10 protein-coding genes and 2 pseudogenes are annotated in these 10,889 nt (G+C 67.8%); 4 read left to right on the forward strand and 8 right to left on the reverse strand.

The features are described 5' to 3' along the window. Window positions 1-1,647 (reverse strand): recombinase family protein (locus tag VMD50_RS20820; RefSeq protein ID WP_325430268.1); only part of this gene is annotated, 1,647 nt, incomplete at its 3' end. Window positions 1,648-1,668: 21 nt separating this feature from the next. Here VMD50_RS20820 and VMD50_RS20825 point away from each other — a divergent pair. Then, window positions 1,669-2,208: pseudogene (locus tag VMD50_RS20825) on the forward strand (class I SAM-dependent methyltransferase); the annotation flags it as partial. A 164-nt stretch (window positions 2,209-2,372) separates the two neighbouring features. Here VMD50_RS20825 and msrB read toward each other — a convergent pair. The 4 genes from msrB to VMD50_RS20845 are packed head-to-tail and all read right to left on the reverse strand — an operon-like array spanning window position 2,373 to window position 6,494. Further along, on the reverse strand, window positions 2,373-2,795 hold the full coding sequence (gene msrB, locus VMD50_RS20830) for a peptide-methionine (R)-S-oxide reductase MsrB (RefSeq protein WP_325430270.1): 423 nt from the start codon (window positions 2,793-2,795) through the stop codon (window positions 2,373-2,375). A gap of 9 nt (window positions 2,796-2,804) precedes the next feature. Further along, the gene (aftC, locus tag VMD50_RS20835) at window positions 2,805-4,157 is read right to left on the reverse strand and encodes an arabinofuranan 3-O-arabinosyltransferase (RefSeq protein WP_325430272.1); all 1,353 of its coding nucleotides are present in this window, start codon (window positions 4,155-4,157) and stop codon (window positions 2,805-2,807) included. Window positions 4,158-4,176: 19 nt separating this feature from the next. Next, window positions 4,177-5,736 (reverse strand): alpha/beta hydrolase, encoded by a 1,560-nt coding sequence (locus VMD50_RS20840; protein WP_325430274.1) that lies wholly within the window; start codon window positions 5,734-5,736, stop codon window positions 4,177-4,179. A gap of 14 nt (window positions 5,737-5,750) precedes the next feature. Continuing rightward, entirely contained in the window at window positions 5,751-6,494 is a 744-nt protein-coding gene (locus tag VMD50_RS20845; RefSeq protein ID WP_325430276.1) for a pyrimidine reductase family protein, read from the reverse strand. On the opposite strand from VMD50_RS20845, the pseudogene zapE reads away from it, so the two are divergent. Further along, window positions 6,493-7,591: pseudogene (zapE, locus tag VMD50_RS20850) on the forward strand (cell division protein ZapE). The gene VMD50_RS20845 and the pseudogene zapE overlap by 2 nt on opposite strands. Here zapE and VMD50_RS20855 read toward each other — a convergent pair. From VMD50_RS20855 to VMD50_RS20865, 3 genes are read right to left on the reverse strand one after another with little or no spacing between them, the layout of a single operon-like run. Then, window positions 7,548-8,084 carry a GNAT family N-acetyltransferase gene (locus tag VMD50_RS20855; protein ID WP_325430278.1) on the reverse strand — a complete coding sequence of 179 codons (537 nt, stop codon included), beginning with the start codon at window positions 8,082-8,084 and terminating at the stop codon, window positions 7,548-7,550. The pseudogene zapE and the gene VMD50_RS20855 overlap by 44 nt on opposite strands. Further along, window positions 8,072-8,581: a hypothetical protein gene (locus VMD50_RS20860; RefSeq protein ID WP_325430280.1), complete on the reverse strand. Its 510-nt coding sequence runs from the start codon at window positions 8,579-8,581 to the stop codon at window positions 8,072-8,074. Before VMD50_RS20860 ends, VMD50_RS20855 begins: the two co-directional genes overlap by 13 nt. Window positions 8,582-8,602: 21 nt before the next feature. Beyond that, window positions 8,603-9,340 (reverse strand): Clp protease N-terminal domain-containing protein, encoded by a 738-nt coding sequence (locus tag VMD50_RS20865; RefSeq protein ID WP_325430282.1) that lies wholly within the window; start codon window positions 9,338-9,340, stop codon window positions 8,603-8,605. A gap of 99 nt (window positions 9,341-9,439) precedes the next feature. On the opposite strand from VMD50_RS20865, the gene VMD50_RS20870 reads away from it, so the two are divergent. Further along, window positions 9,440-9,772, forward strand: coding sequence for a DUF732 domain-containing protein (locus VMD50_RS20870; RefSeq protein ID WP_325430284.1), 333 nt, complete (start codon window positions 9,440-9,442; stop codon window positions 9,770-9,772). A 155-nt stretch (window positions 9,773-9,927) separates the two neighbouring features. Next, the coding region (locus tag VMD50_RS20875) for an AMP-binding protein (RefSeq protein ID WP_325430286.1) at window positions 9,928-10,889 on the forward strand (962 nt) is incomplete at its 3' end.

Raw genomic sequence — 10,889 nt, forward strand, 5'->3', positions numbered from 1 at the left:
AGTCGTCGTAGGGACCCCGTCTCGTTCGCGCCGCGTGATGGCTTCTCGCGTTGCCTCGTTACCCCTTGGCCGAGGCTCCTCGTCCTCCGGGATACCCCACCGCTTCCTCTCCGCAGATGCACGCCGTTCCTCAGCCTCCAACACCTCCAGACCGGACGGTCCTCCCCCTAACAGACGAGCGAAGTCGGTGTACAGCTCTACATGGTTCGGGCGGATGACCCGAAGGACTACCCCGGCGTCGGTCAGCATCTTCCTACGCTCCTCGACGCTGGCGTCGGGCCATACCTCGCCATACGTCTGGTCCGTCTCCACTTCGACCCAGCCCGCCTTCTGGAAAGGCAGCTCAGCCAGCGCATCACGTTTGGCCACGAGCGCCGCCATCTGCTGCCGGTACATCTCCTGGTCCTCCGGGGTGGTGAATAGGCCGAGGGCGCGGTCCTCGCGGAGAGCTTCGATGGTCTGGGTCGTCTGCTCCAGCTCTGCCGAATAGTCCGACCCCATTTGCCATTCCGCCTTCTTGACCTTGCGGTCGGCGTGGCTACTCAGGAACTCCTTGGCTACCAACTCCTCGGCTACGTCGGCAACGATCGACACACCCCGGCACGCTCGGGGCGTGGCGTTGCAAAGGTAGTACCGGTGGTACACCCCCGCCTTGGTGTTCTGGCCGTGCTGCCGCATGTTCTTCCCGCAGACCCCGCACTTAGCCACCCCGAGAAGGGGATTGGTCGAGTGCCGCCGTTCGCGTGGATTCCCAGCCCTCTGGCTCATCGCCCGCTGAAGCCTGCCCCACGTCTCCTGATCGAAGGAGGCTGGGCCTACCTGGATGGGCTCTCCGTCCGGTCCCAACACCGCCTTACCGCCCGCCATCTTGATCCCCTGCGTCGATGGGCTCAGCAGGATCTTCCGCACCGTGGTCGTAGTCCACCGCTCCCCCCGGGGCGGGTCTCCCGCCCGGATGCGAGCCCAGTCCCGGGGGCAGGGCGTTCCAGCCTCCAAAAGGCTAGCTGTGATGTTCGTTAGCGAGTCTCCAGCCAGAAACCGGGTCACCATACTGGAGAGCACCGCCTGGGCCTCCAGATCGTGATCTAGGGCCTTTCCCTTCCCGGACGGGTGATCCACTACCTGGTACCCGAACGGGGCCACTCCGTAGCCCCACCGGTCGGTGTGGCGCAGGTACGCCACACGGTCCCGTGCCCGCTGCACGAACCGCTGCCCCTCGATCTCCGCGAAGACGGAGGCGAGGATCAGGAACACCTTCGACATCGCCCCGGCGAAGGCGTCCTTCGACTCTTCGGGGTTGTAGTAGTCCAACTTGATCCCATCGTCCACGAGGACGAGGATCTTGCGATTCTCTTTGCACCACTCTGCCAAGCGGACGCAGTCAGCCGCCGACCGGAACACCCGGTCGGTCTTGGCGAAGATCAGCGCGTCCCAGTCCTCGGCACGATCCTCCAACCACACCCGCAAGTCCGGTCGCTCGAACGGCGACAGCTTGATAGCTGACACGTCGAGATCCTCGAAGGCCCCGACGACCTCCCAGCCCTGTGACTCGGCGTAAGCTGTTCCCTTGCTCCGCTGGGTGATGTGCGATGTCTTCCCATCGCCTTGCATAGAAGAAACCCGAGCCCCTACCAGTGCTTTAAGCATTTACACAGTGTGGCATAGTATGGCTACTCGGCGACCGGCATCGACGGGTCGGCGGGCGCCCTCGAGCGGGCCCGGGAAAACGCCCGAAAGGCCGGCGTGTCAGTGAATTTCGAGCTGGCCGACGCCGCGAAGCTGGAGGGATACGACAACCGATTCGACACCGTCGTCGACTGCGCCTTCTACCACACCTTCAGCACCGACCCCGACATGCAGACGGCGTACGTGCAGGCGCTGCGCCGGGCCACCAAGCCGGGGGCGCGGCTCTACATGTTCGAGTTCGGCGAGCACGACGTCAACGGCTTCAAAATGATGCGGTCATTGTCCGAGGACGATTTTCGTCAGGTGCTGCCGGTCGCCGGGTGGGAGATCACCTATCTCGGCCCGACGACCTATCTGGTCAACCTGAGCACCCAGACGATTGAGATGATGGCCGCGCGCAACCCGGACATGGCCGACGCGGTGCAGGCGCTGCTGGACCGATTTCGGGCGATGGAGCCGTGGCTCGAGGGCGGCCGGGTGCACGCCCCGTTCTGGGAGGTTCACGCCACGCGCGTGGACTGATGCTCCAGAGGTCACATCCGTAACCGGCGCGGCGGGGTGGACCTTTTCCCCACCTAGCAGCGACAACGGGCGCGCCGCCGCACGTGCGCGAAGTTGTCGCTGTTAGGCGGACAGCTTGGCATATCCCCGACTCCCTGTGACGGGTGGGAATCGAGGGCGAAACGCTACCCGCCTGCTGGCACCAGCCGCAGCGAGATCGAGTTGATGCAGTAGCGCTGATCCGTCGGGGTGGGGTAGCCCTCGCCGGTGAACACGTGGCCCAGGTGGCTGTGGCAGTTGGCGCACAGCACCTCCGTGCGCGTCATTCCCATCGAGTGGTCGGAACGCAGAATCACCGCGTCGGAGTTGGCCGGGTCGAAGAACGACGGCCAGCCGCAGTGCGACTCGAATTTCTCTGTGCTGCGGAACAATTCGGCGCCGCAGGCCCGGCACTGGTAGACGCCCTCGGTTTTGGTGTCGGTGTACTCGCCGGTGAACGGCCGCTCGGTGCCGGCGCGGCGCAGGACGTCGAACTCCTGCGGGTTGAGTTTCTTACGCCACTCGTCGTCAGACAACTGCACCCTGGGCGACACATCGGGGGAGGTCATGCGTCCACGCTAGCGCCAATTGCGGTGACCCGCTGCGCCCGGCTCCGCCGCGCTTGCGATCACCGCGCGCGCTCCCCGCTCGGCCGTCAGCCACGCCGGATCGATGCCCTCGTCCAGCCGGTCCTCGGCCTTGGCGTCCAGGTAGCGGAAGTAGAGCACGGTGAACGCCACGATCAGCAGCAACGACCACCCGTAGGTGATCTTCAGGTAGTGCAGCGCGCGCCCGTACCTCATGTACTTATAAATCAGCCAGTCGTCCAGCGTCAGGCAGCCATAGATGCCCAGCCAGGCCGGCCAGTTGCGGACCAGCGAGTCGGGCAGCACCACGGTCATCAGGAACGGGAACAGCATCATTGAGTAGTAGCCCTGGGCCAGCGGCAGTACCAGCCAGGAACACAGCAGCAGCACCCCCGACGAGCTGGTGAACCAGAACAGCGGGTCGCGGGTGCGATAGTAGCGGTACAGCAGCCACAGCGCGCCGATCGCGAGCAGCGTGAACAGGATCCGCATGAACACGATCAGCCAGGTCGGCAGGCCGAAGTACACCCCGTTGCCCTCGATGGAGCTGTTGAAGTAATCCCGGGTGCCCCCGATGTAGGGCAGCGTGCGGGTGACGAAGTCCATCGGGTCGCTGACCAGGGGCCACGCGACCAGGTTGACGACGACGGGGACCGCGATGGCCGGCACCAGCGTCCGCCATTGGCGGTTCAGCAAGGGCAGCAACAGCAGCGGCCCGAGCACCGGTTTGAGCGTCAGGGTGAGCCCGATGACGAGGCCGGCGCACCATTGGTGCCCGACCTTCCCGTCCAGCAGCCAACGCAAAAACAGCATCTCCGCCAGCAGGACGCAGCCGTTGATGTTGGTGAACACCAGGGTGCTGGTCACGCTTTCCGTGCAAAACATGGCGAGCAGCAGGGCGGGCGCGGCCGCGGAGGAGACGGTGAATTTGAACATCCGCAGCAACAGGTACCAGGCGATGAGGATGGCCACGGTGTTGATCAGGACGAACAGATACCGCGACTGCGTGAACGGCAGGTATCCGAACGGCGCCATCAGCAGCGTGCCGCCGGGCGGGTACAGGTAGTGCGGATCGACGTAGTCGAAGTGCTCGTTGTAGATGTCCCAGCCGTGCCGGAAGTTCAGCACCGCCCGGTAGACCGGCTTGAAGTCGTCGGTGATGTTGCCGTTGAGGGTGAGCACGATGCTGCGGTGCAGCACCGACATGATCGCCAGGGGCCACAACGCCGACCGCAGGATGGTCGCGGCACTCGGTGCGCTGGTGCGGGGGCGAAACGCGGCCAGGATCCGACCGCGCAGGCCGGTTCGGGTCGAGTCGGCTGCGGTCACCAGCGCACGGTACACCGGCCCCCGGCCGCAGAAGTCAGGCGGGACAGTAGGTGTCGGTGCCGGGCAGCTTGCCGCTGTTGAGGTAGCCGATCAGCGGCGGGACCGCGCAGGGCGAATAGATGCTGGCGCCGTGACCGATGCCCTGCCACATCACCCGCTTGCTGGCCGCGTTCGCGTTGATGATGGTGGCCGCCGTCTGGGCGACTCCCTCGGTGCCGACGATCGGGTCGTTCTGCACCCCCGCCAACAGGACGTCGACCTTCAGGCTCTTCGGCGGCGCCGGCGGCGAAATGGTGGGCCAGTGCACGCATTTGACCAAGTTGAGTGCCGCGACGGTGCCGAATTGCGGGTAGAGCTTCGCCCACGCCACGACGAGCTCGCGCACCCGGTCGGGCGTGGGGCGGTTGATGGCGTCGCTGCAGGAGCTGACGAACTGGCCGTCCGAGTCGGTGACGGCATACGCGTGGTTGATCAGGTTGTTCAGCTGGTTGGCGTCGCCGGACCGGGCCGCGGCCAGCGCGTTGGCCAGGCTGGTGCTGGCGCCGACGCGGCCGCCCGAGGGGAAGCCCAACGCGACGGTGATGGCGTTGGCCACAGCGGACACCGGTGCGCCGCCGGGCCCCTTACCGCCGCGCGCGTCGGCCAGCATCGCGCTGACGGCGCCCTTCGGATCCGGACCCAGCGCGCAGTTGACCGCGACGCACTGGGCGGCGAACGCGTCGAGCGCGGCCTGCTGCCCCTTGACCTGTTGCTCGGCGGCCGCCTCGGCGTTGACGCCCAGGGCCACCGGGGAGTCGAGGATCAGCCGGGCGACCCGGTCGGGCCGCGACGCGGCGTAGGCCAGCGCCACCTGGGCGCCGTTGCCGACCCCGACCAGCGCGACGGCCGGCACGTCCCACAGCGTGCGCAGCCGCTCGATGTCGGAGGCGGCGTGCGAATTGTCGTAGGAGGACGCGCCCGGCGCGATGACGTCGGTGCAGTTCGTGGTCGCGTTGTTGGAGATGTCGGAGAGGTTGGCGACCGGGTCGTCGCCGGGCTGGAACTGTGCCTGGTCGCGCATCGACTGGCGGTCAAGCTGATCCCGGCAGTCGATGGGGCTCGACATGCCCATGCCGCGCCGGTCGACGGCGACGATGGGGTGGGTCTGGAGCACGTCGCCGCCGGCGCGGGACAGCCACGCCGGCAACTGCGTCGACGACGGCAGGTCCGAGCCGGTGGTGAAGACGAGCGGGCCCGCGTCGTGCGGCGTCTGGTTCGATCGCGCGCGCACCACGCCGATGGTCAGCGTTCCGCCCTGGCCGTTGATCGGGTCCAGGTCGGAATCGTAGGTCGCGCAATCCAGCTGCACGCCGGGCGCCGCGGGGACGGCCGCGTCGGAAAAGACCTTCGACGTGCAGTCATGCCAGGCCAGGTCGTTCTTGGGCGCCGCGATCGGTGGCGGGCCGCTGGGGGGAGGCTTGCTCGGGGCAACGCCCTGCGGTCGGGCGCCGGAGTTGGTCGCGAAGCGCGGGTCGGCGGCCAGGCCGGGAACGCAGCCGGCCACCAGCGCGGTCACCGCGAGCAGCACCGTGGCGGATGCGATCTGCCGACTCATGCCGACCACAGTAGCTAGGCCTTGACGTAGCGGCCGTAAAGGTAGCCGGCCTCGTCGGACAGGAGGTGGGCGCGGCGCATGCGGGTCAGCACCTGAGCCGGGCCCGACGCGATGCGCCGCGCCAGGCCGCCGACGAGGTACGGCGCGATCGTCAGGCACAGCTCGTCCAGCAGGTCGCGGTCGATGAACGCGCCGAGCAGGGTCGGCCCGCCCTCGGTCAGGATGCGGCGCATTCCGCGCGCCGCGAGCGCCGCCAGCAGGGTGGCCTCGTCGACCTTCGCCGGATCGCCGCCGGAGCAGTCCACCACCTCGCCCAGGTCGCCGATCAGCCTCCGGGTCGCGTCGAGCGCCGCCGCGCAGGTGAGCACCAGGGGCGGCACCTCGGTCCGCGTGAACACCGCCAGGTCCGGCTCGAGGCGACCCGACCGGGTGACGATCGCCAGTTGCGGGACCTCGCTTTGCCCGCGGGCCTGCCGCTGCTGTCGCTGCGCGACAGCCAGGTGCGCGCCGGAGTACCCCTCGATCCGCACCGTGCCCGCGCCGACCACGATCACGTCGGCCAGTTCCCGCAGCAGGTTGAAGATGTGCCGGTCGCCGGGCCCTCCCATCGCGCCGCTGCTGCCGTCGGCGGTCGCGCCGCCGTCGAGGCTGGTGATGAAGTTCGCCCGCAGCCACGTGCCGTCGCGGTCGGGATAGCCATACAGCCGGGAAAGTTCGCCGTCGTCGAGTTCACGCGTCGACCCGAGCAGCGTCAGCATGAGCTTGATTGCAGCACGTCGCTACAGTTCGGTGCATGCACGGGTCCGCTTTTGCCGATGCGCCAGGCCCCGTGCCCCGGCTGGTGGATCGGCATCCGAGCGTGTCGCCGGAGCGACTGATCGCCCAATTGCGGCCGCCACCAACGTTCGCCGACGTGAGCTTCGCCACGTATCGCCCGGATCCGGCCGAACCGACCCAGGCGGCCGCCGTCGAGGCGTGTCGAGACTTCTGCCGGCGGGCCCGGGAGCGCCGGGCCGGCCGCCCAAAACGGTTCGGCAGGCGGGCCGCATTGCCCGGCGTCGGGCTGTACCTGGACGGCGGCTTCGGCGTGGGCAAGACACACCTGCTTGCCTCCGCCTACTACCAGTTGCCCGGCGGGGGACCCGAGCCCCCGACTCCCAAGGCGTTCGCCACTTTTGGCGAGCTCACCCAGCTCGCCGGGGTGTTCGGCTTCGTCGAATGCATCGAGATGCTGGCCGACTACACGGCGGTGTGCATCGACGAGTTCGAGCTCGACGACCCCGGCAATACCACCCTGATCTCGCGGATGCTCTCGTCGTTGGTGGAGCGGGGGGTGTCGGTGGCCGCCACCTCCAACACCTTGCCCGAGCAACTCGGCGAGGGCCGCTTCGCCGCCCAGGACTTCCTGCGCGAGATCAACACGCTGGCAAGCATTTTCACCACGGTGCGGATCGAGGGACCCGACTACCGGCACCGCGGCCTGCCGCCGGCGCCGCCGCCGTTGTCCGACGAGGAGGTGGCCACGCGCGCCGCGGGGGTCAACGGGGCGACGCTGGACGACTTCGACGCGCTGTGCGTGCACCTGGCCACCATGCACCCGTCGCGGTATCTGACGTTGATCGAGGGCGTGACGGCGGTGTTTGTGACCGGCGTGCACGGCATCGACGACCAGAACGTCGCGCTGAGGTTGGTGGCGCTGACCGACCGGCTGTACGACGCCGGCATACCGGTGGTGGCTTCGGGGGCGAGGCTGGACACCATCTTCGGCGACGAGATGCTGGCCGGCGGATATCGAAAGAAGTACCTGCGTGCTACGTCTCGGCTGGTGGCGTTGACCCGAGCTCGCAAACCATGACGTAGTCGTTCTCGGTGACGGTGCCCACCTGAAAGGTCCTGGTGCCGTTGATCGTAAAGCCGCTCTTGGCGTAAAAGCGTTGCGCGCGTTGGTTTGCCTGATTGACCCCAAGCCACACGCGCCGGGCGCCCCACTGTCGCGCGGTGGCCAGCGCCAGGCCCATCAGCGCCGCCGAAACCTCGCCGCCGTGATGCTCGGTCAGCACGTAGATCTTCGACAGCTCGGCGGTGCCGTCGGTGGCATCACGAATCAGCATGGCGTAGCCGATGATTCGGCCGTTCCGCGCCGCGGCGATGATCGCGCGGTGCGGATCGGCCAGGTATTCCGCGAAGCGCTCGGCCGACAGGTTGGTCTCGACGAACGACGCGATGTTCTGCGCGCCCACCGCGGGAGGACACGCCAGCGGAAAGGTGCGCGCGGCAACGTCGGCCAGCTCCGCGACGTCGACCGAATCCGCCGTGACGACGCGGACTTCCAGGGTCAAAGATTCCACTGCGCTAGGTGATAGCCCGTCTTCTTGTCCAGCAGGACGACGGTGGAGACCGGGTCGCGGTAGGCGTCCCAATACACTCCGCCGCGCACGATCGCCCCGTTCGGCGCGTTGACGAGCACGTTGTCCAGCGCGTCGGGTGCGTCGGTGGCACGCGGCTTGTAGGCGTCGGCGAATTGCGTCACGCCGTCGAAGGTGAAGTCGGTCGCCATGATGTACGGATTGGGCACCCGGATCGCGCGGACCGTCACGTCGGCGCGGTTAGGGGTGCTGCCGGGGAAGCTTTTGATCGGAACGCCACTGCGCGTGTAGCCGAATCCCGGGGGCGGGTCGCACGGGGCCACACTGCTGACGGTGACGTCGGCGATGTATGTGCCGGTGTCCACCCGCAGGGTGTCGCCGATATGGCCGATCGGCGCGTCGCCGGCCCAGGCGCGGGGCGTGGCAAGGCTTGCGGCGGCGACGAGCACGGTGGACACGACGACCAGCCAGCGGTGCATCCTCGCATGATCGCACACGCGCTACGGCGAAGGGGAGGGGTTCTTGCCGGCGCCCAGCGATTCCAGCGCGTCGACCAGATCGGTCTCGACGCGGTCCTTGTCGACGCCGGATCGGTGCAGCGGCCCGGCGCCGTCTTCGAGTTCGAGCAGCGCCAGTAGCAGGTGTTCGGTGCCGATGTAGTTGTGGCCCAGCCGAAGTGCCTCGCGGAAGGTCAGTTCGAGCGCCTTGCGTGCCGGGCCGCTGAACGGGATGAGCTCGGGGTGCTCGCCGGTGGACGGTGGCAGCGCGATCGCGGCCCGGATGGTCTCGGCGTCGACCTTTTGCAGGTGCAGCAACACCGTCGCCAGGGCGGCCGGATCGCTGATCACGCCGAGCAGCAGGTGGTCCGGTGTGATCTCGACGTTGCCGGCGTCGTGCGCGGCGTTCTGGGCCGCCACCACCGCGCCACGCGCCCGCGGCGTGAAGCGGCCGAAGCCCTGCTCGGGGTCCAGCGTGGTGGCCTCGGCCCGGGGAACGAACCGCTTCTGGGCGGCCTGCTTGGTGACGCCCATGCTCTTGCCGATGTCGGTCCACGACGCCCCCGAGCGGCGGGCCTGATCGACGAAGTGCCCGATCAGGTGGTCGGCGACCTCGCCCAGGTGCTCGGCGGCCAGGACCGCGTCGGCGAGCTGGTCCAGCGCGTCCGTGTGCACCCGCTTGATCGCGTTGATCAGCTCGTCGAGGCGGACGGGATGGGCGATGGGCGTCGGTTCGGGCATGTCGTCAACACTAGGTTGACGATGTCGTGGTGTCAACCTCGGGTTGACGCCGATTCTGGAGATGCGCCGCCGTCGCCGCTCTGGGAAGATCAGTGGGCTGTGAAACCGCTGCTCCTGACGATGACGAGCCTTGCCGCCCTGCTCGGCCTGGCCGGGCCGGCGCGGGCGGACAGCAACGACGACGCGTTCCTCGCCTCGCTGCACGCCGCCGGCATCACCTTCCCGGACCCGGCCCCGGTGATCGGGGCCGGGCGATGGGTGTGCGAGGCGGTGGGCAAGGGGACGCAAATGGCGGACGTCGTCAAGACCGTCCAGGCTCAGAACCCCGGGCTGCACGGGGACAACGCCGCCAGGTTCACGGCGATCGCGGCCAATGTGTACTGCCCCCAATCGCTGACGGTCACCAGCACGAAGGTCGGCGGCGGCGCGTAGCCGTCGCCCTCGTCATCGGGCCGAAACGAGCGCCAACGTAACGATTTGTGGCGACCCCAGCGGCCCCGAAACTCCTAGCGTGACTGCACATTTGCGTCGGTTACTCACCGAACTAACACGGAAGCCGTATTTCCGCACCGGCCAAAAGGATTGCCGTGAGCCGACTTACCGAGACGATGTACTACAACGCCCGGTGGAGCCCCAAGGGGATGGTCACCGCGCAAGGCGTTTGGATGCGCGGTGCCAGCGTCACCATGTTGCGTCAGCCCACTCCCCGCACCGACCTGGTGCGTTGGGCCGACGAGACGACCGGCGTCATCGATATGATGTCGGCGAAAGCCGTCGTCGTCTCCGACCCGTTCATGGCCGCGGCGCCGGTGCTGTCGGGGCGCGGCATGACGGTGCTTACCGTCGAGTGGCTGCTCGCGAACGCCCCGGTCGAACCTGTCGACACCTGCGACGACGACGTGGCGCTGATGCAGCTGACATCGGGATCGACGGGGTCGCCCAAGGCTGTTCAGATCACGCACGCCAACATCGTCGCCAATGCGGAAGCCATGATGGCCGGCTGCCAATTCGACTTCGACACCGACGTGATCGTGAGCTGGCTGCCGTGCTTCCACGACATGGGCATGACGGGCTACCTGACGGTGCCGATGTACGTCGGCGCCGAGCTCGTGAAGGTTACGCCGATGGACTTCCTGCGCGATACGTTGTTGTGGGCCAAGCTGATTGACAAGTACAAGGGCACTCTGACCGCCGCACCCAACTTCGCGTACAAGCTGTTCGCCAAGCGGTTGCGCAAGCAGGCTACGCCCGGCCAGTTCGACCTCTCTTCGCTGCGGTGGGCACTTTCGGGCGCCGAGTCGGTCGAGCCCGCCGACGTCGAGGACCTCTGCGACGCCGGCGCGCCGTTCGGGTTGAACCCGGAGGCGATCGTGCCTGCCTACGGGATGGCCGAGACGACGGTGGCGGTCTCGTTCACAGAGTGCGGCGCGGGCATGATGATCGACGAAGTCGACGCCGATCTGCTTTCCGCGCTACACCGGGCCGTCCCGGCGACCAGGGGTAATATCCGACGGCTGGCCTGTCTTGGCCGACCGCTAGAAGGCATCGA

The sequence above is a fragment of the Mycobacterium sp. genome, assembly GCF_035506235.1.
Lineage (GTDB): Bacteria > Actinomycetota > Actinomycetes > Mycobacteriales > Mycobacteriaceae > Mycobacterium.